The organism is Streptomonospora halophila, from assembly GCF_039542725.1.
GTDB lineage: Bacteria > Actinomycetota > Actinomycetes > Streptosporangiales > Streptosporangiaceae > Streptomonospora > Streptomonospora halophila.
Genome location: NZ_BAABIK010000015.1, coordinates 115,326 through 137,718 on the forward strand (window position 1 = coordinate 115,326; position 22,393 = coordinate 137,718).

Here is a 22,393-nt window from a genome sequence, read left to right on the forward strand (position 1 = left end):
CTGTGGCCGGAGGGGAGACCCCAGGTGAACCGCTTCCGCTACGGCGAATACGACGACGGACCCGACCCCCTCGCCCCGCCCTACGACGTGCGGGCCGCGGTCGACGAGATGGGCCGCGACATCATGGGCGGCGCCGACCCGATGCGGGCGCTGCGCGACCTGCTGCGGCGGGGCACCCAGGATGTCCGCGGGCTGGACGACATGCTGCGCGACGTGCGCCGCCGCCGCGAGCAGGTCCGCTCGCGCGGCAGGCTCGACGGCACCCTGGAGGAGGCGCGCGCGCTGCTGGACCGCGCACTCGGCCAGGAGCGCGCCGAGCTGTTCCCCGACCCGTCCGACGACGCCCGGCTGCGTGAGGCCGAGCTGGACTCGCTGCCCCAGGACACCTCGGCGGCGGTGCGGCGGCTGTCGGACTACCGGTGGCGCTCGCAGGCCGCCCGGCAGAGCTTCGACGAGCTGCGCGACCTGCTGCGCCGCGAGGTGCTCGACACCCGCTTCCAGGGGATGAAGGACGCGCTGGCCGACAGCGGGCCCGAGGACATGCAGCGGGTGCGCGAGATGGTCGACGCGCTCAACGACATGCTGGAGGCCGACGACCGCGGCGAGCACACCCAGGCCGACTTCGACCGGTTCATGGACTCCTACGGCGACATGTTCCCCGAGGAGCCCACGCCGCGGAACCTGGAGGAGCTCGTCGACTCCCTGGCGCGGCGCGCCGCGGCCGCCCAGCGCATGATGGCCTCGCTGACACCCGAGCAGCGCGCCGAGCTGCAGGGCCTGATGGAGGACGCCGAAGCGCAGTCGGGCATGAGCCAGGCCTTGGAGCGTCTTTCGGGTGCGCTGCGCGCCCGCCGCCCCGACCTCGACTGGAGCGGCGGCGAGCGGATGGAGGGCGAGGAGGGCCTCGGGATGGGCGACGCCACCACCGCCGTGCAGGAGCTCGCCGATCTCGCCGAGCTGGACACCGCACTGAACCAGGGCTATGCCGGCGCCGGGCTGGACGACGTCGACGAGGAGGCGGTGCGGCGCGCGCTGGGCCGCCGGGCGGTCGACGACCTGGACCGGCTGCGGGCGGTGGAGCGCGAGCTGCGGGAACAGGGCTATGTCGAGGGATCGCGCAACCGGCTGCGCCTGACGCCCAAGGCGGTGCGCCGCCTCGGAGAGACCGCGCTGCGCGAGGTGTTCGCCGACTCCGCCGCGTCCCGCCCCGGCGGGCACGCCGACGACGCCGCCGGGCACTCCGGCGAGGCCACCGGCGCCACGCGCCCGTGGGAGTTCGGCGACGACGAGCCGCTGGACGTCGTGCGCACCCTGCGCAACGCGATCGCCCGCGGCGGCTCCCGCCCCGGCGGCGCGGTGCGGATGCATCCCGACGACTTCGAGGTCGCCGAGACCGAGCGCCGCGACGCCGCCGCGGTGTGCCTGCTGGTCGACCTGTCCTATTCGATGGCGCTGCGCGACCTGTGGGGCGGTGCGAAGCAGACCGCCATGGCGCTGCACTCGCTGGTGACCACGCGGTTCCCGCAGGACGCCGTGCAGGTGATCGGGTTCAGCGACTACGCGCGCGAACTGCCGCCCAACGGGCTGGCCGAGCTGTCCTGGGAGCCCGTCCAGGGCACCAACCTCCAGCACGCCCTGCTGCTCGCCGGACGGCACCTCGACCGGCACTCCGACTTCGAGCCGATCGTGCTCGTGGTGACCGACGGCGAGCCCACCGCGCACCTGCAGCGCGACGGTTCGGCGGCGTTCGCCTGGCCGCCCTCATCGGAGACCACGGCGGCCACTCTGGCCGAGGTCGACCGCATGACCCGCCGGGGCGCGAGCCTGAACGTGTTCCTACTGGCCGACGATCCGCGGCTGGAGCGCTTCGTGGACGAGGTCGCCCGCCGCAACGGCGGCCGCGTCGTCCGGCCGGACGCCGACCGGCTGGGCGGCTACGTCGTCCGCGACTTCCTCTCGCGCCGGCGCCGCGCGGGCTGACGAATCGGCGCGGGAGTGCGGAGCGGCCGCGGCGGGCGGTGCCGCCCGGCGCGCGCCGCTCAGCTTCCGGCGGCGGGTGCGGGCGCGCCGGTCTCGAAGCACAGCACCATGTCGGCGCCCATCGGAGTCACCGTCTCGGTCACCCGCAGCACCCGCTCGTCGGACCACACGGTGCGCAACGTGCGCAGGGACGGGGTGTCCGACGCCACGCCCAGCTCCGCCGCCTCGCCGGCGGAGGCGGCGTGCGCGGCGACCTCGTCGCGGTACCCGGTCTGCGCGTGGCCGCTGGCGGCCAGCACGGAGATCGTGCCCGCGGCGATGTCCTCGGGGCCCTCCAACTCGGTTCCAGCCGCCAGGTCGAGGGGGTAGTAGGAGGTCTCCAGTGCGACGGTGCGCCCGTCGACGGCCCGTACGGCGCGCCTGACGAGTGCGGCGGACGTCCCCAACCGGGAAGCGACGGACGGCGGAGCCTGGTCCGTGCGCTCGACCTGGAGTTCCTTGCTCGGCCGCCGGCCCGAGTCCACGACGAACTGGTCGAAGGCGTCGTGGTCGCCGGCAGCGTCGCGTACCCGCTCCCGGCTGGCCGGATAGTGGAAGCTGGGGGATTCCTCGTTCACCGGTACACCTCTCGCAAATGGGCAGCAATCGCCTAGAGCTATACCCTTTTGCGCCAAAGCATGACCGGCCTTTGCCCGCACTGTTCCCTTACCGGCGCCGCCTGCGGCGCTCGGCGTGCCGGGGCCGGATGCGGCCACCGCTGTGCGGGTCGACTCACCGCCTGTTGTGCGATTAGCGGTCGGTTGTTGCGCCTCACCCCTTCTGAAATGGGAAAGCGTCGAAATGCGGGAGGTCGGGAAGCGTTTACACGTCGGTCGGGACGGCGGCGGGCGGGGTCAGCGGTCGTAGACGTTCACGTCGGTGGCCATCTGCAGCAGCTCGGGCGCGATCGCGCCCTCGGCGTAGAGCAGCTGGTGCCGGTCGGCCGGCAGGAACGTGCGGGTGAACCGGATCGGCGTGGTGTCGGAGTAGGCGACCCGCTCGTGGACCAGCAGCGGGACGCCGGGCCCCAGCGCGAACCGGGAGGACTCCTTGAGCGAGGGCATCTTGGCGCCGACGACGTCCCAGGAGCCGGTCTGCGGATACCCGAGCTCGGCCAGCAGCTTCTTGGTGCCCTCGGGGATGTTGGCGGGGCGGTCCAGGTCGGTGCCCTCGGCGATGTGGTCGGGGTAGTAGGACTCCTGGCGCTCCCACAGCCGCGGGCCGACGAAGCGGTCGCAGCGGCGGATGACGACGAAGCCCCGCTGCTCCGAGGGGTCGAGGTGGAGCAGGCGGGCGAGGACGCCGGTGGCCGCCTCGCGACCGACCATCAGCTCCTCGCGCGGCTCGACGCCCTGCTCGCGGCGAACGCGCTCGACGTAGTTGTCGTAGCGCTCGTCGTCGGACTGGCCCTCGAACGGCGAGGCGAGGTGGATGGTGGGGCGGTACTCCCGCACCGTGCTTCCGCTGCCCTGCTTGGTGTTGATGCGCCCGCGGTTGGACAGCTCCTGCAGCGCCCGCCGCACCGTGTTGCGCGACGTGCGGTAGGTGTCGATGAGCTGGTCCTCGGTGGGAATGGAGTCGCCCGGAGCATAGCGTCCCTGGTCGATCTCCTCCATGAGGTCTTGAGCGATCTCGATATGCCGGGGCTCCATCGCCTCTCCCGAGGTTCACCAATTGGTGCCAATGATTCTACCCAGAAGCCTTGACTCATCATCCATGTCGGCGCATGGTTGTAGTTGTAGGAATGAATCTAATGAAGCTGAACAGGAGACAAAGACGTCTGAACCATATTGATCGGTCAGTCCGCTGGATTGGGTTCATTCCTCTCCCGGGCCACCCGCCCGGAGCGCGGACGCTGGACGGGCGCCCGCGCGCGACGAGAGGAGGGGAAACATGATGCCCCTGGTAATCGGGACCATCGTGGTGATCCTGGTCGTGTTCTTCAGCGTCCTGCTCGGAATGCTGGTCGCCGCGACCATCGGGATCAAGCGAAGCGATCGAGGTCACTACCGCGCTCTGCGCAACGGCCGCGGCGGCGACCGGGCCTTCTCGGGCGCCGGCCGCACCTTCTCGGGTCTGCGGTTCGTGCGCGACGGCTCGGTCCCGGACGACGAGACCGGGAGCGAGGCTGAAGGCGGAGATGGAAAAGAGGACGGCTCCGCCTTCGGCCGGGAGAGCGCCCTGGTCTGACCCCCCGTAACATCCGAAGAGCGAACTCCGCCGTGAAGGCGGGCGGATCGCGTGCCCGGCCAACCCGGGCGCGCGGTCGCGTGTTTTCGGCCGGTGCACGGCGCCGCACCCGGCGCCGCACCGCACCGGTCCGGCCGAGGCCCCGGCGGGCGCGACACGCCCGGCGGCAATCCACTCGCGGACCCCGCCGAACCCGTAGCTTTCCACCAGCGAAACCCGATCGCGCGACCGCGCCGCGCACCGCGAGCGGTGCGGGAGCAACCCGGATCCACCGGGGCCTGCGCGCCGGCATCCGGACATCCGTTCGTTCCGCAGAAATCACCTAGATAGGCAGGACCGCGCCGTGATCGACAACGGCCCTCTCCCAACCCCGTACTCCCCCCAGTGGGTCAGGCTTCCCGAGCCCTATGTCGACGCCGTCGCCCTGCGGCTGGCGGCAGGAGGCGTCGCCGTGCTCGACCATTGGAACGACCCGATGGACCCGCGGGACGCCACCGTGATCGTCTGCGGGCGCGAAGGCGGCCGGCTGCGCTTCGTCTGGGACGAGGAGAGCGGCTGGCGCTACGGCCCCATGGACGACGAGGGCTGGGCCCCGCTGGAGGACACGCGGTACCTGCCCTGCGGCCTGCTGCCCGAACCCGGCGAGGTCGCCGCCGCGGTGCGCGACGTGCTGGCCGGACGCGGGGCCGGCGGCTGCGAGCGCCCGCGGTACCGGTCCTTCCGCGACTACGGCGACGGCTTCGACGCCCGGCTGGCCGCCTACTCCGCCGTCGGCGCGGTTTAGCCACCGCGGCGCTCCGCCGCGGGGGCGCGGGCGGTGCCGCGCACCGGTCCGCCCGCGCGCCCGCGGCGGCCGAGGACCGCTCGACGGTCCTCAGCTCTCCAGCGCGCCGGCCAGGTCGGCCACCAGGTCGTCGGCCGACTCGATGCCGACCGACAGGCGCACCAGGTCGGCGGGGACCTCCAGGGGCGAGCCCGCCGCGGAGGCGTGGGTCATCCGGCCCGGGTGCTCGATCAGCGACTCCACGCCGCCCAGGGACTCCCCCAGCGTGAACACCCGCGCGCGCTCGCAGACCTTCAGCGCCGCCTCCTCGCCGCCGCGCACGCGGAAGGAGACCATCCCGCCGAAGGCGCGCATCTGCCGCTCGGCGGTCTTGTGCCCGGGGTGGTCGGGCAGGCCCGGGTAGTAGACCTCGCTCACCGCCGGGTGGGCACGCAGCGACTCGACGACGCGCTCGGCGTTGGCGCAGTGCCGGTCCATCCGCACGCCCAGCGTCTTGGCGCCGCGCAGCGTCAGCCACGCGTCGAAGGGGCCGGCGACCGCGCCCATCGTGTTCTGGTGGAAGGCCAGCCGGTCGCCCAGCTCGGGGTCGGAGACCACGAGTGCGCCGCCGACCACGTCGGAGTGTCCCCCGAGGTACTTGGTGGTGGAGTGCACGACCACGTCGGCGCCCAGCGCCAGCGGCCGCTGGAGGTAGGGCGAGGCGAAGGTGTTGTCCACGACGAGCAGCGCACCGCTGTCGTGGGCGACTCCGGCGAGCGCCTCGATGTCGCTGATGGTCAGCAGCGGGTTGGTGGGGGTCTCCGCCCAGATCGCCACGGTCTCGGGCCGTACCGCGCGCCGCACCGCCTCGGTGTCGGACTGGGGCACGGCCTCCCACTCCACGCCCCAGCGCTCCAGCACCTTGGAGAACAGCCGGAACGTGCCGCCGTAGGCGTCGGAGGGGATGATCACGTGGTCGCCCGGCTTGGCCACGGTGCGCAGCAGCGTGTCCTCCGCCGCCATCCCCGAGGCGAACGCCAGTCCGCGGATGCCCGACTCCAGCGCCGCCAGGCACTCCTCCAGCGCGCCGCGCGTGGGGTTGGCGGTGCGCGAGTACTCGTAGCCGCCGCGGAGCCCGCCGACGCCGTCCTGGGCGTAGGTGCTCGTCTGGTAGATGGGGACCACGACCGCGCCGGTCTCGGTGTCGGCCTCCTGGCCTGCGTGGATGGCCAGTGTCTCGAACCCGTCGAACGTCATGGCCCACACACTAGATGAGCCGCCGGTGGGTCTGCAGCCTCCCGCACGCCGCCGGTCGCGGTGCGGGGTCCGCCGCTCCCGGGCGGCGGGCCCCGGTCCTCAGGCCAGCAGTTCCTCGATGTAGACGTCCCAGTGCGGTCCGGCCTCGGCCGGGCGCACGGCGGCGCGCAGGCTCTGGGCGGTGCCGGGGGTGTAGAACCGGCGCAGCGCACCGGCCAGGTCCTCGGCGTCGCCGGGCTCGCACAGCAGCCCGTCGATCCCGTCGGCCACCTGGTCCGGCAGAGCGCCGGCGCGGGTGGCGATCACCGGCAGGCCGTGCTCGTGGGCCAGGTAGACGTTCTGGGTGGCCGTGGCCGCGCGGTAGGGCAGCACGAGCGCGTCGGCGCCGGCGAACAGCCCGGGCAGCTCGTCGGCCGGAACGTAGCCCTCGCGGAAGTCGACGCGGTCGGCGACGCCCAGCTCGGCCGCGAGGTCCCGCAGTCGCCGGGACCCGCCCCAGAACTCGCCGGCGACCGTGAGGCCGACGTCGGCGGGCGCGCCGCGGGCGAAGGCGCGCAGCAGCAGGTCGACGCCCTTGTAGGGCCGCACGATGCCGAAGAACAGCAGGGTGCGCCGCAGCCCGCTCTTCGCGGCGGCCGGGCGGTCGCCCCGCGTTCCGGGCAGGTGCGGCGGCAGCGGCGCCCAGCGGACGTCGGCGGCCGGAGCGGCGAGCCCGCGGGCCAGGCGGGCCTGCTCGGGCGAGTGCGCCAGGACCGTGCCGACACGCCGCAGCAGCGCGCGCATCAGGGCCGTGTCGCCCCTCCGGCGCTCGTGCGGCAGCACGTTGTGGCACAGCGCCAGGGTCCGCGCCCCGGTGCCGATCCCGGCGAGGATCCCCAGGTACGGCACGGCCTGCGCGGGGATCAGCACGGTGACCACGACCAGGTCGGATTCGGCGCCCATTCTGCGGCCGGCCCGCCACCAGCCCAGCGGCCGGTTCCAGGCGAGCTCGCGCCGCGTGGCGCCGAACGGTTCGCCCTCGGGCGCCGAGACGGTCTGGCGGCCGGGGTAGAGCAGCGCCGGGTACTGGGCCCGCCAGGACTCGACGACCACCTCGTTCCCGCGCGCGGCCAGCCGGTGCGCCAGCTCGGTGGTGTGCCGCGCGCCGCCGCCCTTGTAGGGGTGGGTGGGTCCGACCAGGCTGATCCGCACGGCCGGCTCAGTCCCCGCCGCGCGAGCGCACGATCAGATCGGCCAGCAGCGCCATGGTCGCCACGATCAGGCCGCTGGTCAGCAGCATGATCGTGTTGTTGGGGATGTAGAGCGGCGCGCGGACCTGGTCGAAGACGAACTTCGCGGCGCCGATGCCCAGCAGCCACAGCGCCAGCGGCATCAGCACCTTGAGCGGGTTGAAGTACATGACCATCCGCAGCACCTGCAGCAGGTAGCGGTAGGCGTCGCGGACGAAGTGGAACTTGGAGGTGCCCGAGCGTTTGGCGTAGTCGATCGGGATGTAGTGCACGAGGTGCTGGTTGGACAGGAACGCCAGTGTGATCGTCGTCACGCAGGAGAACCCCGGTGGCAGCAGGCGCAGGTAGGGCAGCGAGACCTCGCGGCGGAACGCGCGCAGGCCGGAGTTGAGGTCGGGGATGCGGGTGTTGGTCAGCCGCTCGGCGAGCTTGCGGATCAGCCACTTCATGGGGACCCGCAGGAGGCGGTGCGTGCCCGACTCCTGCGTGCGCGCGCCGACCACCTGGTCGATGTCGGGGTTGGCGGCGAGCAGGTCCACGAGCTCGGGGATGCGCTCGTTCGGGTAGGTCATGTCGGCGTCGGTCCACACGACGATCCGCCCGCGGGCGCGCCGGGTGCCGATGCGCCGCACGGTGCCCGCGCCCCCGTTGTGCCCGAAGGCGAGCACCCGCAGGCGCGGGAACAGCGGCTCGGCCTCGCGCAGCAGGGCCAGCGTGTCGTCGGTGGAGGCGTCGTCGACCGCCAGCAGCTCATAGGAGTGGTGGGAGGCGTCCATCGCGGCGCAGACCCGCTCGACCTCCTTGACGACGTGATCCTGCTCGTTGAAGCAGGGCAGCACGATCGTGACGTAGGGAGCCGACTCGGGCCCGCCGGGTTCTTCGTTCAACGGCATCTCGCTCACGGTGGGGATCAGAATAGCTCCGCGACCGGGGCGGCCGGTCAGCGCACGACGGCGATCCACACGTCGCCGTCGAAGACCCACGCACCCGCGGGCGGTTCCATCAGGGTGCTGGGATCCTGCTCCGCGTGGACGTCGAACGGGTGGCGCACGGGTGTGCCCGGCTCCACGTAGGGCAGGATGGCGCGCGGCTTCGACGCCGCGAGTACGGGTGTGCGGCCGCGCTCCTCGATCCCGGCGATGATACGCGCGACGTCGCGCTGGGGGTCGGCCGAGGACAGCCCCGCCGTGGGCACCCCGCACATGCCGCGTACGAGCTGCATGTAGCCCCCGTAGACGCCGTCGACCATGACCACGCTGGCATCGGCGGGTATGGCCCGGCACAGTTTGCGAACGGCCGCGACGCTGCCCACGTCGGAGCGGTAGGTCATCACCCCCGCGGCGGTGAGCGCCGTGGGCACCAGCATCACGGCGACGCCGGCCGCTGCCGCCGCCGCGGCCGCAGAGCGGCGCACCCACGGCCGGTCCGCGCCGGGCTCGGTGTAGAGCCGGTGTGCCAGCCAGGCGACGAACCACACGGCGAAGAGGACGAACGCCGGCAGCACCAGCACGATCAGCCGCCTGCTCGCCCAGGGGTGGTCGGGGGTGATGGCCGGGCGCAGCAGTGTGGTGACGACGGTCCACGACAGCACCATCGCCGGCAGCACCCACTGCGGGGCCCGGTGCAGCATGATCCGCCGCACGACCAGCGCCGCGCCGAAGGCGGCCAGCAGCACCGTGCTCAGCCCCACGTACCAGCCCACCCAGTACAGGCTCATCTCGTAGTAGGTGCGATCGGGGGCGAAGGGCAGGCCCTCGATCTCCTGGACCCGGCCGATGTAGGCGGCGGTGGCCTCGTCGCCGTGCCCGAGGTCGGTGTAGACCAGCGGGCGCAGCGCCAGGGCCGCCATCACCGCGACCACGGACAGGGCGGCCGCGGAGGGCAGCCACCGCGGCCGGTCGCCGCGCGGGAGCCCCCGCCGCCACAGCAGGGCCACCGCGGCCGCGACCGAGACCACCACGGCGCCGCTGATCCACAGCAGCGGGACGAGTGAGGCCGACAGGTGCTCCAGGTAGGGGCGGGAGAGCCCGTATCCGGCCACGGCGCCGTAGCCGGCGCCTACCACCAGCCCGCCCAGCAGCGGCAGGGCCTGGCCGCGCCGGGCGACCAGCAGCAGGCCGGCGAAGGCCACCAGCGGCAGCAGGTCGCGCAGCGCGGTGATGCGCACGACCAGGCCCAGCCCGAACACCAGCCCGGCGACCGCGGCCAGGGTGTGCCAGCGGGTCCAGCCGCGCGGCTCGACTCGGCGTGTCAGCGCGTCGTAGGCCAGCACGAGTGCGCCCAGCAGCAGCACCTGGGCGACCGGCTCGCTGTAGGTGGACCGGCTGACCCACTGCTGGGTCTGGCACACCGCCAGCACCAGCGCTGCGGCGGGCGCCCAGCGGGGACCGACGAGCCGCGCGGCGAGCCCGCCGAAGGTCAGCACGCCCAGCCCGCCGACCACCGGCGGGACCAGCAGCATGCCGGGGATTCCGCCCAGCCAGTGGCCCACCGTGTAGACCAGCGGTGCGCCCGCGAGGAACTGCGGCCACACGACGTCGCCGACCTCGTAGTAGGCCAGGCTGCCGTAGACCAGCGCGTTGTCGCCTCCGGCGATGAGGTCCCGCCGCTGCGGGATCGGCAGCGAACCGTGCTCGGCGATCCAGTGGGTGAACTGCGCGTAGGAGGCGGGATCGCGCCGGATGACCAGGATCTCGGAGTGGTAGCCCAGCTGCACCGCGGCGAAGGCGGCCGCGATCGCCGCCGTCAGCACGAACGGCCACCACGGCAGACCCGGCCCCCGCCCGGCGCCCGCGGGCAGCGCGGGCACGAGCCGGAACGCCCCCAGCAGGCCCGCCGCCACCGCCGGGATGCCCAGCAGCGCACCGGTGACCGGAGAGAGCACCCCGGCCACGAGCAGGGGGAACGCGACGAGGAGCCACGCCGCAAGGACGACGGCCGGTGCCGCTGTAACGTGGGCGAACACGCGCGCGGAGGTCGATCCCATGAAGGCACCTTCTCAGCTTCGGCAAACGGGTCGCGCCACGGACCGACCGCCGTCCTGCCCCGGCCCCGGCTGACCTCGTCCGGCGCGCGGAGTCGGTGCGACGGGGGTTTCCCCGTGAGTAGCATGTGCTCCGGCGCCGGACGCGCACGCGGGCCTCCCGCGGGCGGCCGGGCCCGGCGCCTCGCCCTCCGGCGAGACCACCGCACCCGAGAGACGAGGACGACCCCGTGGGCTCGGAAACCCCGCTGGACCTGTGGCGGGCCGCTGCCGCTGCGGACCCCGCCCGCCCCTTCGCCACCGTCTACGACGAGGCGACCGGCGGCCGGGTGGAGCTGTCCTACGCCACGTTCGACAACTGGGTGGCCAAGACCGCGAACATGCTCGTCGACGGGCTCGGCGCCGAGCCGGGCGACCGGGTCGGGCTGGCGCTTCCGCTGCACTGGCAGAGCCTGGTGTGGCTGCTGGCCTGCTTCTCGACCGGCACGACGGCCGTCGCGGGGGCGCCGGGCGCGGTGCCCGACTGCGACATCGCGGTGGCCGATCCCGACCGGCTGCCGGCCGCGCTCGACACGGGGGCGCGGGAGGTGGTGGGCACGTCGCTGCATCCCCTCGGCGCTCCGCTCGCCGAGTGCCCGCCGGCCGCCGCGGACTACGGTGTCGAGGTGCGCGGCTACGGCGACCGGTTCGCGGCCGCCGCGATCGACCCCGCAGCACCTGCGTTCGAGGTGCCCGGCGACGCCGCCGGCGGCACGGACCTGCTGGGCGCCGAGATCGCCGCCGGAGCCTCCTCGGGGGCCGAGCTGGCCGAGTCCGCACGGCTGCGGCTGGCCGAGTGGGGGCTGGCCTCCACCGACCGCGTGGCCGTCATCACCGCCGCCGGAGACCCCCTCACTGCGCTGGGATCGCGGCTGCCGCTACTCCTCGCCCCGCTCGCGGGTGCGGTACCGCTCGTAGTGCTCCCCGCCGACGATTCGGCTAATCTGCAACCGCGGTTGGACATGGAACGTGTCACGGCGACAGCCGGCGCTCGGCCCGGCACCCCCACTCTCGCCGGATCCTTCAAACCGCTGACCTGACCCCTCCCCACATTTGGTGCGATAATGCCCGGAAAACGCTCGTCCCGAGGCTCCGCGAAGGGGCGCGCGGCACGGAAGAGCCTGTCCATCGGCGGCTGGCTCGCGGTCCTGACGACCGCTGCGGTGATCGGGACCAGCCTCACCGCCTACGCCGCCTATTACGACATCTACGGCAATATCGACCAGCAGAGCATCAACACCGACGCGTTCGGCAACCGGCCCAGCCGGGTCGAGGGTGCGCTGAACATCATGGTGATCGGGTCGGACATCCGCACGGGCGAGAACGCGAAGTACGGCGAGGCCGAGGGCGCGCGGCCCGACTCGCTGATCATCGCCCACATCTCCCCCAACAAGGGGCGTGCGACCCTGGTCAACCTGCCGCGGGACCTGCTGGTCGACCTGCCCGCGTGCGAGGCCAACGGCGACAAGCCCGGCATGGCGGCCCAACGCGCCATGATCAACACGCCGATGTCCCTCGGCGGCATCCAGTGCCAGTGGAAGGCCGTGGAGCACATCACCGGCATCCACATCGACCACTTCGTGAGCGTCGACTTCACCGGCTTCAAGGGCATCGTCGACTCCCTCGGCGGGGTGCGGATGTGCATCCCCGAGCCGATCGACGACGAAAAGGCCAAGCTCCACCTGGAGGCGGGCGAGCAGGTGCTCGAAGGCGAGGAGGCCCTGGGCTACATGCGCTCGCGCTACGGCCAGGGCGACGGCACCGACCTCAGCCGCATCAAGCGCCAGCAGGAGTTCCTCGGCGCGATGCTCAACCAGGTGATGAGCGGCAAGGTCCTGAGCAGCCCGAGCAACCTGACCTCGTTCCTCGGCTCGGTGACCGAGACCATGACCACCGACGACGAGTTCACCCTGGAGGTCATGAGCGACCTCGCCGTGGCGATGCGCGAGGTCGACCTCGGCAACATCAACTTCGTGACCGCCCCGAACGGCCAGGCTCCCGACGACCCCAACCGCCTGGCCCTCACCGAGCCCCAGGCCTCCCAGCTCTTCGAGACCATCGCCAAGGACGAGAGCATCACCGGCGACGACGGCGGAAGCGGCAAGGGCGACGGCGGCGGAAGCGGCGGCGGAGGCGAGAAGAAGGAGAAGGTCGAGCCCTCCGAGGTCTCGGTGGAGGTGCTCAACGGCGAGGGCACGCCGGGCCTGGCCGACCAGGTGGGCCAGTGGCTGACCACCGAGGGCTTCCAGGTGGCCAACACCGGCAACCCGCTGGAGATCCCCGCCCAGACCACGATCTACTACGGGCCCGGCCAGAAGGCGCACGCCCAGGCCATCGCGGACGAGGCGGTCAACGCCACCATCGCGGAGAGCCCCAACCTCGGCGAGACGGTGCAGCTCGTGCTCGCCCAGGACTGGGACGGCTTCACCAGCAACGCGGGCAGCTCCTCGTCCGGGGCCGGCGGGGTCGACGGCACCACAGCCGCCGAGGCCGAGCAGAAGTGCGGCTAGGCGCGGCGGCGCCCGGGCGCGCCCGGGCGTGAGAACGGCGGCGGGGCCGGATTCGAGGAGTGTTCCTCGGTTCCGGCCCCGCCGCCGTTTCCGCTTCCTGCCGCGCGCACCCGCCCGGCCCGGCGTCCGTCCCGCCGGGCCGGGCGGGGCGCGCTCAGGCTGTGACGGCTCCCGCGGCGTCGCGGCTCGCGGGCACCTTGCCGTGGACGATCAGGTCGGTCCACATCTCGCATACCCGCCGCAGCGCGTAGTTCTCGGTGATCTCGGCCTTGGCGGCGCTGCGCGCGGCGTCGAAGCGGCCCTCGGAGACGACGGCGTGGATGGCCTCCGCCATCTCCTTGGGGCTGTCGTGCAGCCAGCGCCCGGAGTAGATGGTGTCGGCGCCCGGCCAGGTCAGCACCGCGGGGATGCCGCCGGAGGCGGCACACTCGGCAGGCGCGAGGTGGAAGCTCTCGTCGTCGCTGGTGGAGAGCATGAACCCGACGCGGCGCAGCCAGGTGGCCACATCGGGGCCGAACGGGTCGAACACCACGCCCTCGGCCAGCAGCGGGTCGCGCTGGACGGTGCGGTAGGTGCGCTCGTAGTACTCGCGCTCCTCCGGCCGGTTCCACACCCACCAGTAGTCCCACGGCTGCTTGGTCTTGACCGCGAGCGTGAAGCGGGGGTCGCGCCGGCGCAGCTCGCCCAGCACCTCCACACCGCGGTCGAGCCGCTTGCGGCTGGGCGCGATGCCGACCATGCCCAGCGTGAACTCGGCGCCGGGCAGCTTGGGCCGGTCGAGCTGGTCCACGTCGACCCAGTTGGGCAGCACGACCACCTTGTCGGCGGGCCAGCCGGCGAGCTCGCGGGTCAGCGCGGCGTAGTACGGGCTGACGCACACCACCGCGTCGATCTTGTCGATGTCGAGCTTGCGCGGCCACTCCGCGTAGAGCTCGAAGCGGTGGAGGCGCACCACGAGCCGCTGGTCGGTGCGCTTGTGCTCGGCGTAGAACAGCGCGTTGGGGCCGCACCACTCGCAGATGACCACGTCGGCCCAGGCCGCCAGCTCCCGGCTGCGGTACTGGTCGTGGTTGCGCAGCGACTCCCACTCGTCGATTCGGACGTCCAGACCGGGAAGCGACGTCAGGTATTCGGCCAGCCGGGTGAAGAACTTCAGGTCGTGGCCGGCGATGACCACCTTGAGCGGCCGCTCCGGGTCCGTGCCGGAGGGCGCCGAGGGGCAGGCGAGCTCCAGGTAGCCGCTCAGCCGCTCGGCGGCGCGCTCCAGGGTGAAGTCGGCGGCGGCCGCGCGGCAGCGCTCGGCGGCCTCGCGGTAGATGTCGGGGTCGGCGGCCAGGGTCAGCGTGTCAGCCACCGAGTCGGTGGTCTCGCCCGCGTAGAGCGGATAGTCGGCGCCCAGCAGCCGCTCGTGCATGGGGGTGCGGTTGACCACGACCGGCAGTCCCAGCGCCCCCAGTTCCAACACCTTGGTGGACAGCTCCAGGCTCGCGTCCATCCCGGGATCACGCCAGGACAGGCCGACGTCGCACTGCGCCGACAGCCGCAGCGCGTCGGCGCGGGGCTTGCCGCCGTGCCAGACCAGGCCCTCGGTGCCCTCCAGCGCCCTGCTCATGTCGCGCGCCCACTCCGCGGAGTCGCGGTGCACCTTGTCGCCGATCATGTGCAGCTCGGCGGGCACGCCGCGTTCGGCCAGGGCCGCCGGGAGCTGCGCCATCTCCAGCGTGTTCCAGCGCGGCGCGAACTTGCCGGTGTAGACGAGCTTCAGCGGCTCGTGCGGGGCACCGTCGCTCACCGCGTCGTCGGGGGTGACCACCACGGGCGGGAAGAGCACGCTCTTGCCGCAGGCGGCGGGCACCGCTGACTCCAGGAATCCGCGCAGCTCCTCGGTCTGGCAGAGCAGGAACCGCGACGCGACGGCGATGTCGGAGATCTCCGAGACCGCGGTGGCGTTCATCTCCGCGACGGTCTGGGGGACGTCGGTCAGGTAGGTCCACAGCCGGCCGGCGAGCTGCTCGCTCTGCGACGCGGCGATCGCCAGCCGGCGGCCGCGCACCACGACGAGGTCGAAGCGGTCCTCGGAGTCCAGCCGCGTCATCAGCTCGACGGCCTGCTCGGGTGTCAGGCCGCGCTGCCCCGCCTCGGGCGCCAGGCCTTCCTCGTGGGTGCGGCGCACGGTCACCCCGGCGACCCCGGACAGCGGGGCCACCAGGCGGTCGGTGGTCACCGGCGCCTTGAGCAGCAGCGTGGCCTCGCACCCGGCCGCGGCCAGGCCCTGGGTCATCGACTGCGCCCAGATCGCCGAACCGTCGATGATGTTCAGGTCGACGTCGCCGTAGATGAGCGCGCGCAGCTTCCTCGGCCGCTCGCTCGCCGCGCCGCCGGTGCGGTCGGCCCGGGGCCCCTGAGCGTCGCCGACTCCGCTCGCTCGCTCGCGTTCGCGAGGATGGTTGGTCACGTGCTTCCCTTCGTTCCGATACTCCGGGCCGCGCCCGTGCGGGCGCCGTCCCGGCCTGCTCGGCCCACCCGGAGCCGGGTCGGCGGCCGACCTGTTCGGATTGCGCTGACGGCGGTGTGCTTGGGGGACGGATGGTGGGCCGGCATCAGCCGGCGCTGGGCGTGCTGCGGGCGCGGTCGGCAGCGCCCGCCTCGGTGCCGCGCAGCGGCGCGAGGGCGAGCAGCCGCGCGCCGTGCCTGTTCCACACGCCCGGCTGAAGCGCGCGGCCGACGAGCTCCCGGCGAGCGAGCTCGGGCACGATCGCGCTCACGAAAACATACTCCTGCTCGGCCGCCGCATGGCCGACCGCGTCCGCCGAGTCCCCGTCCGGCTGCTGCGCCGTCCGCCAGGACGGCACCGCGGGCCCCACGGCGTCGGCGCCGGAGCACTCGGCCGCGCACAGGAGGTCGGCGAGGTAGTGCTCGCCGCGCGGCGCGGTCCACAGGACCGCCCACGGCACCGACGCGGCACGGGCCAGGCGCGCCCAGTCCTCGGGCCGGGGTGCGCCGTCGGGGACCGCGCCCTCGGCCTCGCGCAGCGGGACGCCGTGCGAGCGCATCCGCTCGATACCGGCCAGGTTCCTCGCGCTCGCGGGCACGACGACCTCGGCGGGGGCCTGGGACTGGCTCAGCACGTCGCCGGCCAGCGCCAGGCTGTCGGCGTCGTCGCCGGGCATGGCCAGCAGCGCGGCCTGCCGGCCGCGCAGCGGCAGCGAGGGGCTGCCCGATCCGGGGGCGAAGCCCAGGCGGCCGAAGATTTCGGCGAGGCGCACCGGCGTGGCGTCGGTGAGGAACACCGAGCGCAGCACCAGGCGCAGCTCGTCGGAGGTGAGGGGACCGGCTTGGCGCAGCCGGTGGAGCTCGTCGGCCGCGGCGGTGGAGCGCAGGGCCGCGGCGTCGGCGGCGATCTTGCGGACCGCGGAGTCGCGCCCGCCGTCCTCGGCGCCGTGCTGGACGCCGCCCAGGAGCAGGGCGCGGGTGCCGCACACCAGCGCCCGGTCGGCCAGCGAGGAGTCGTCGACGACCACGCCGGAGGACGCGCGCAGCCCGTCGGGCAGCTCCTGCCAGCCTCCGGACAGCCGGCGCAGCCCGTCCTCGGCGAGCCGCGCGACGAGCCGGTCGGCCACGGCGCCCGCCGGTGCGGGCGAGGGCACGTAGGCGGGGTCGGGGGCGCGCTCGGGTTCGGCGGCGACAGGGTTGAACCGGTGCAGGGGGACGCCGGTGTCGCCGCGGTGCACGTGGTCGAACTCCAGCGCCGCCAGGCCGGGCGGGGCGGGGGCGTCGGCGACGAGCACGGTGGGCACACCGCGGGCCTCGGCGGACTCGACCACCCAGTTCAGCACCCGCGTGCGGTCGCTGACGGCGGGGTCGCCCGCGTGGGCCCACAGCGAGCCGGGCGCGGTGGCCGAGGCCGATACGCACACGACGTCGACGTCGACGGACTCGAACGCCGCCTGGGCGTCCTGCGGCCGCAGCGGCACGACCAGGACGTAGGGCTCCAGCGCCGCGCGGACCTCGGGCGAGAGGACGCCCGCGACCACCAGCCGGCTGTCGCGCACACCCACGCCGCCGGAGAGCAGCCGGGCCTCTTCGCGCTCGGCGTCGAAGGAGCGCACCGGCTGGGCCTTGCGGCCGCGTCCGGTGGCCGGGCCGGTGCGGCCCGCCTTGCGCCAGAGCCGGAAGAGGTCGCGCGGCAGCCGGACCAGGCCGCGCGCGGGCCGCTTGGCCGCCGCGGTCAGGGCGCGACCCACCTGCAGCGAGGTGGAGCCTTCCAGCGCCGCCAGCCGCGCCTTGGCCTCCTGGAGCTGGGCCTCCCGCTCGGAGAGGGCCTGGCGCAGCTGTTCGGTGTGGCTCAGTTCACGCCGTTTCACGGGACACTTCCTGCCTTGGGAGGTTGCGGATCCGGTCGGGCATCGAGCACGGCCTCAGGCACCGCGGTTCGCACTCGCCGCGGGGGCGGCGGTCCAGTCGGCCAGGACCGCCGCGATGCGCTCGCCGGCGCGGCCGTCCCACAGCGGCGGCACGTCGGCGACCGCCGCCGTGCCGAGCCCCTCGCCGGCCAGGATCTTGGAGACCAGGCCGGGAAGCTCGGAATCGGTGACCAGGCGGTTACTGCCGTGGGTGATGGTGATCGGCCGCTCGGTGTTGGGCCGCAGGGTCAGGCACGGCACGCGCAGGATCGTGGTCTCCTCCTGGACGCCGCCGGAATCGGTGACCACCGCGGTGGAGGCGCGAACCAGGGTGACGAAGTCGACGTAGCCCAGCGGCTCCAGCAGGTGCATGCGGGGGTGGCCGTCCAGGCCGGCGGCGGTCAGGGCCGCGCGCCCGCGCGGGTGCACGGGCATGACCACGTCGATCTGGTCGGCGACCTCGTGCAGGCGGGCCACCAGGCGCGCGACGACGTCGGGGTCGTCGACGTTGGCGGGGCGGTGGAGGGTGGCCGCGACATAGGACTCGGGCAGGTCCAGGCGCTCGCGCAGGGCCGCGGTGTCGAACCGGTCGAGGCTGCCCAGCAGCGTGTCGATCATCGGGTTGCCGACCAGGTGGATCCGGTCGACGGCCACGCCCTCGGCGGCGAGGTGGCCGACCGCCTCGGGGCTGGTGGCGAAGCACAGGTCGGCCAGCTGGTCGGTGACCCGGCGGTTGACCTCCTCGGGCATCGACCAGTCGAAGGAGCGCAGCCCGGCCTCGACGTGGGCGACGGGGATGTGCAGCTTGGCGGCGACGAGGCCGGCGGCCAGCGTGGAGTTGACGTCGCCGTAGACGACGACCAGGCCCGGTGAACGGGAGGTGAACTCTTCCTCCAGGCCGGTCATCAGCGCCGCGGTCTGCTGGGCGTGCGAGCCCGAGCCCACGCCGAGGTCGACGTCGGGGCGGGGCAGTCCGAGCTCGCGGAAGAAGACCGCCGACATGCGGTCGTCGTAGTGCTGGCCGGTGTGCACCACCGACTGGCGCAGGCCCCGCGCCGCCAGAGCCGACACGACCGGAGCCGCCTTGACGAAGTTCGGCCGTGCGCCGACGATGTGCACGATCTCGCCGGCGCCGGGTCCACCGGCGTAGGACGGGGGCGCGAGCGCAGACTCGGCCGTGCGCCCGGGAGCCGCCTCGCCATCGGCGCCGGCTCCGTCGGCTCGGTCGCTGCTGGCACGGGCGGCCGGTGCTGACGACATCGTGTTCCCTTCGTTTCCGATCCCCCGGCTCGCGACAGTTGGACGCTCAGGTGTCACCGGAGGATCACTTCGACATGGTTGGATACCCCACCGTGCGCAATTTCGTGAAAGCGGCCACCTTTACCGCGAGCCTGACCTGGCGACACCTGAGGACCGAACCCGCTCGGCTGCCGCTGCTCGGGCTGCGGCTGCTGCCCGAACGCGCACGGACGCCGGCGCGCGCCGCCCTGGGCCGAGCCGGGGCGCTCCCCCGCGCCTACGCCTTGTGGGACGCGGGCAACCGGGCGGAGTCGATCGACGCCCTCCGCAGCGCCGCCCATGGAGCCTCCAACCGTCGCCTCGCCCGTCTCACCGCGTTCGCGTTGGCGGTCGAGCAGCCCGGAGTCGCCGAGGAGCTCATCGCGATGCTTCCCGAGGACCGGATCCGCGCCGGGCTGGCGCACCGGCTGGCGCTGACGACGGGCCGCGCCGTCCGTGCAGAGCCCTCGGGCCGGTGGCACGACCTCACCGTAGCGCCGAAGCGGAGAACGCCACACCACGACACGATGAACGATCAGGAATCCGGCGATTCCCGGCGGGTCCTGCACCTGGTCACCAACGCCCTGCCGCACACGAACGCCGGATACACCCAGCGGACCCACCGCATCGCCCGGGGCCAGCTCGCCGCCGGGCTCGAACCGCACGTGGCCACCCGGGCGGGCTACCCGCTGACCAAGGGCATCGCCGACACGCGCCGGCTGGTGGAGGTCGACGGCGTGCGCTACCACCGGCTGCTGCCGTGGCTGGCGCCCGCCGACCCGTCCGCCGAGCTGCGTGCGGGGCTGCGGCTGGCGCTGCCCCTGGCGCGGAGGCTGCGACCGGGCGTGCTGCACGCGGCCAGCAACCACGGCAACGCCCGGCTCGCCCTGGAGCTGGGCCGGCGCCTCTCGCTGCCGGTGGTCTACGAGGTGCGCGGGTTCCTGGAGGAGTCCTGGCTTTCGCGCGACCCCTCGCGCAGCACCGAGGACGCGTTCTACACCGCCGAGCGGGCCCGCGAGACCGCCTGCATGCAGGAGGCCGACCTGGTCGTGACGCTGGGCGAGACCATGCGGGCCGAGATCACCGGGCGCGGCGTCGATCCCGCGAAGGTGATCGTGGTGCCCAACGCCGTCGACGAAGCGTTCCTTGAGCCGCTGCCCGACGGCGCCGGCCTGCGCCGCGAGCTGGGCGCGGGCGAGGACGGGTTCGTGGTCGGCACCACGACCAGCTGCTACGGCTACGAGGGCCTCGACACCCTGATCGACGCCGTGGCCGAGCTGCGCCGCCGCGGTGTGGCCGCACACGCGCTGATCGTGGGCGACGGCCCGGAGCTGGGCGCCCTGCGTGAACGCGCCGCGGCGGCGGGGCTGGGCGCGGCGGCCCACTTCCCCGGCCGGGTCCCGGCCGACGAGGTGCGCCGCCACCACGCCGCTCTGGACGTGTTCGCGGTGCCGCGGCGCGACGAGCGCGTCAGCCGCATGGTAACGCCGCTGAAACCGGTCGAGGCGATGGCCGGCGGTCTGCCGGTGGTGGCCTCCGACCTGGAGGCGCTGCGCGAGATCGTCGATCCGGGCGCCACCGGCGAGCTGGTCCGGCCCCAGGACCCCGGCGAGCTCGCCGACTGCCTGGAGAAGCTGGCGGCCGACCCCGGCACGCGCGCCGACTACGGCCGCGCCGCGCGCGCGCGGGTGGGCCGCGACCGCACCTGGGAGGCCGCGGCGCACCGCTACATCGAGGCCTACGCGTCGCTGCGGGCCTGAGCCGGCACCGGCCCCGCGGCCGCCCGGGGCACCCGCGCTCCACGCGCGCCGCGCCCAGCCCTTACCCGCGGACGTCGCAGAACCCTGTGGAAACGGCGTTTTCCCAGTTCACCGGCATTTCGCCGAAACATCGGCAAACCCAGAAATCCTGGGTGGCCTGGGGGTTAAATCCTCCGAACATGTAAGAGTTTCGACCGAGCGCTCCCGCGGCCCTGCCCTAGAGTCGGTCCCAGGAGAGGCGTGCGTCAGTGCGGATGTGTAGCTGAACAGGCACGGAACCGGACGACCGATGCGCGCCTTACACCAATTCGGGAAGCCGCAGGGGAAGTCGGCGGAGACTGACCGATATAGGCCATCTCGCCAATCGAGCCAACGCGCAGCCGTACTCGCGCGTCCTCGTCACCGGAATGGCCGTGCAGGGCACCTCGGGATTCCCCGATAAAAGAACGAAGGCGAGGGTGACCCCCGTGGACGTCGCAACCCCAACATCGGATCTGGTCGTCATCGGCTTGGGCTACGTCGGCCTGCCGCTGGCCCACCAGGCCACGCGGGCCGGGCTCACCGTCACCGGGCTCGAAGTCAGCTCCGCGGTGGCCGCCGACCTCAACGCCGGCCGCTCGCACGTCGACGACCTCGACTCGGCCGACATCGCCGAGATGGTCGAGGGCGGGTTCACCGCCACCACCGACGCATCGGTGATCGCCGGCACCCGCAACGTCGTCATCTGCGTTCCCACGCCGCTGTCCGAGGAGGGCGGCCCCGACCTCGGCGCCGTCGCCGCCGCCGGACGCGCCATAGCGGCGCACCTCGCGCCCGGAACCCTGGTGGTCCTGGAGTCCACGACCTACCCGGGCACGACCGAGGAGGTCCTCCGGCCGCTGCTGGAGGAGTCCGGCCTGGTGGCCGGTTCCGACTTCCACCTGGCGTTCTCGCCCGAGCGCATCGACCCCGGCAACGCCACCTACGGCGTGGCCAACACGCCCAAGGTCGTCGGGGGCATGACCGAGCGCTGCGGCGAGACCGCGGCCGCGCTGTACCGCCGCTTCGTCGACACCGTGGTCCAGGCGCGCGGCACCCGCGAGGCCGAGATGGCCAAGCTGCTGGAGAACACCTACCGCCACGTCAACATCGCCCTGGTCAACGAGATGGCGATCTTCTGCCAGGAGCTGGGCGTGGACCTGTGGGACTCCATCTCCTGCGCCGCGACCAAGCCGTTCGGGTTCCAGGCGTTCTACCCCGGCCCCGGCGTAGGCGGGCACTGCATCCCGATCGACCCGAACTACCTCTCCTACAAGGTCAAGACCCTGGGCTATCCGTTCCGGTTCGTCGAGCTCGCCCAGGAGATCAACGCCCGCATGCCCAGCTACGTGCTGCAGCGCTCCCTGGAGCTGCTCAACGACTCCGGTCTGGCGCTGTCGCGCTCGCGGGTGCTGCTCCTGGGCGTCACCTACAAGCCCGACATCGCCGACCAGCGCGAGTCGCCGGCCCGCCCGGTCGCGCGCAAGCTCGCCGAGAAGGGCGCCACGCTCACCTACCACGACCCGCACGTCGAGGAGTGGAGCCTGAACGGGCACGCGCTCCCGCGCGCGACCGACCTGGAGCAGGCCATGGCCGAGGCCGACCTGACGATCCTGCTCACCGACCACAGCGCCTACACGCCCAAACTGCTCACCGAGCACGCACGGCTGCTCCTGGACACCCGCGGCGTGCTGCGGCGGCTGCCCGCCGGCACGGTGCACGAGGACGGCCACACCACCGCGCCCATCGAGCGCGAAGGCGCGGTGGTCCTATAAAGACGCGCCCGCCTTCGGTCCGCCGCGGCGCCCGCCCCGCACCCGCCGAGTGCGGTGGCGGGCGGGAGTGCCGCGGTCAGGGCTTCATCCACTCAACCTCCCGGCGTAACCCCGGTTTTCACCTGCTGTTTCCCCGTCTCCCTAATGTCGGATACGGAGCGGCGGAGCT

16 protein-coding genes are annotated in these 22,393 nt (G+C 73.4%); 7 read left to right on the forward strand and 9 right to left on the reverse strand.

The window, feature by feature from the left end; genetic code table 11:
• Positions 1–24: 24 nt before the first annotated feature.
• On the forward strand, positions 25–1,980 hold the full coding sequence (locus ABEA15_RS14535) for a vWA domain-containing protein (RefSeq protein ID WP_345557043.1): 1,956 nt from the start codon (positions 25–27) through the stop codon (positions 1,978–1,980).
• 59 nt (positions 1,981–2,039) lie between these two features.
• Here ABEA15_RS14535 and ABEA15_RS14540 read toward each other — a convergent pair whose 3' ends face one another.
• On the reverse strand, positions 2,040–2,597 hold the full coding sequence (locus ABEA15_RS14540; RefSeq protein ID WP_344144499.1) for a UTRA domain-containing protein: 558 nt from the start codon (positions 2,595–2,597) through the stop codon (positions 2,040–2,042).
• A gap of 276 nt (positions 2,598–2,873) precedes the next feature.
• A complete protein-coding gene (locus ABEA15_RS14545; RefSeq protein WP_344144501.1) occupies positions 2,874–3,671 on the reverse strand; it encodes a GntR family transcriptional regulator in 798 nt (265 codons plus the stop codon).
• 241 nt (positions 3,672–3,912) lie between these two features.
• Here ABEA15_RS14545 and ABEA15_RS14550 point away from each other — a divergent pair, with 241 nt between their 5' ends.
• Both ABEA15_RS14550 and ABEA15_RS14555 read left to right on the forward strand, forming a co-directional pair.
• Positions 3,913–4,209, forward strand: a complete 297-nt coding sequence (locus ABEA15_RS14550) for a hypothetical protein (RefSeq protein ID WP_345557044.1) — start codon at positions 3,913–3,915, stop codon at positions 4,207–4,209.
• A 343-nt stretch (positions 4,210–4,552) separates the two neighbouring features.
• Entirely contained in the window at positions 4,553–4,993 is a 441-nt protein-coding gene (locus ABEA15_RS14555; RefSeq protein WP_345557045.1) for a DUF6292 family protein, read from the forward strand.
• Between the two features lie 90 nt (positions 4,994–5,083).
• On the opposite strand, the gene ABEA15_RS14560 is transcribed toward ABEA15_RS14555, so the two are convergent.
• The 4 genes from ABEA15_RS14560 to ABEA15_RS14575 all read right to left on the reverse strand — a co-directional run bounded on the left by ABEA15_RS14560 (position 5,084) and on the right by ABEA15_RS14575 (position 10,444).
• Positions 5,084–6,229: a cystathionine gamma-synthase gene (locus tag ABEA15_RS14560; RefSeq protein WP_344144507.1), complete on the reverse strand. Its 1,146-nt coding sequence runs from the start codon at positions 6,227–6,229 to the stop codon at positions 5,084–5,086.
• Between the two features lie 99 nt (positions 6,230–6,328).
• Positions 6,329–7,420, reverse strand: a complete 1,092-nt coding sequence (locus ABEA15_RS14565; RefSeq protein ID WP_345557046.1) for a glycosyltransferase family 4 protein — start codon at positions 7,418–7,420, stop codon at positions 6,329–6,331.
• A gap of 7 nt (positions 7,421–7,427) precedes the next feature.
• Positions 7,428–8,351: a glycosyltransferase family 2 protein gene (locus ABEA15_RS14570; RefSeq protein WP_345557061.1), complete on the reverse strand. Its 924-nt coding sequence runs from the start codon at positions 8,349–8,351 to the stop codon at positions 7,428–7,430.
• Between the two features lie 47 nt (positions 8,352–8,398).
• Positions 8,399–10,444 carry a hypothetical protein gene (locus ABEA15_RS14575; protein ID WP_345557047.1) on the reverse strand — a complete coding sequence of 682 codons (2,046 nt, stop codon included), beginning with the start codon at positions 10,442–10,444 and terminating at the stop codon, positions 8,399–8,401.
• Between the two features lie 227 nt (positions 10,445–10,671).
• Here ABEA15_RS14575 and ABEA15_RS14580 point away from each other — a divergent pair, with 227 nt between their 5' ends.
• Complete coding sequence (locus ABEA15_RS14580; protein WP_345557048.1) at positions 10,672–11,520, forward strand: TIGR03089 family protein; 849 nt, start codon at positions 10,672–10,674, stop codon at positions 11,518–11,520.
• A 24-nt stretch (positions 11,521–11,544) separates the two neighbouring features.
• Positions 11,545–12,990 (forward strand): LCP family protein, encoded by a 1,446-nt coding sequence (locus ABEA15_RS14585; RefSeq protein WP_344144515.1) that lies wholly within the window; start codon positions 11,545–11,547, stop codon positions 12,988–12,990.
• A gap of 154 nt (positions 12,991–13,144) precedes the next feature.
• Here the strand turns inward: ABEA15_RS14585 and ABEA15_RS14590 are convergent, their stop codons facing one another.
• The 3 genes from ABEA15_RS14590 to wecB all read right to left on the reverse strand — a co-directional run bounded on the left by ABEA15_RS14590 (position 13,145) and on the right by wecB (position 18,512).
• Entirely contained in the window at positions 13,145–15,328 is a 2,184-nt protein-coding gene (locus ABEA15_RS14590) for a glycosyltransferase (RefSeq protein ID WP_345557062.1), read from the reverse strand.
• Between the two features lie 262 nt (positions 15,329–15,590).
• Positions 15,591–17,354 carry a hypothetical protein gene (locus ABEA15_RS14595; protein WP_345557049.1) on the reverse strand — a complete coding sequence of 588 codons (1,764 nt, stop codon included), beginning with the start codon at positions 17,352–17,354 and terminating at the stop codon, positions 15,591–15,593.
• A 54-nt stretch (positions 17,355–17,408) separates the two neighbouring features.
• A complete protein-coding gene (gene wecB / locus ABEA15_RS14600) occupies positions 17,409–18,512 on the reverse strand; it encodes a non-hydrolyzing UDP-N-acetylglucosamine 2-epimerase (protein ID WP_345557063.1) in 1,104 nt (367 codons plus the stop codon).
• Between the two features lie 215 nt (positions 18,513–18,727).
• On the opposite strand from wecB, the gene ABEA15_RS14605 reads away from it, so the two are divergent.
• Together ABEA15_RS14605 and ABEA15_RS14610 are read left to right on the forward strand one after the other, a co-directional pair.
• The gene (locus tag ABEA15_RS14605) at positions 18,728–20,431 is read left to right on the forward strand and encodes a glycosyltransferase family 4 protein (RefSeq protein WP_345557050.1); all 1,704 of its coding nucleotides are present in this window, start codon (positions 18,728–18,730) and stop codon (positions 20,429–20,431) included.
• A gap of 467 nt (positions 20,432–20,898) precedes the next feature.
• Complete coding sequence (locus tag ABEA15_RS14610; protein ID WP_344144521.1) at positions 20,899–22,224, forward strand: nucleotide sugar dehydrogenase; 1,326 nt, start codon at positions 20,899–20,901, stop codon at positions 22,222–22,224.
• Positions 22,225–22,393 lie beyond the last annotated feature (169 nt).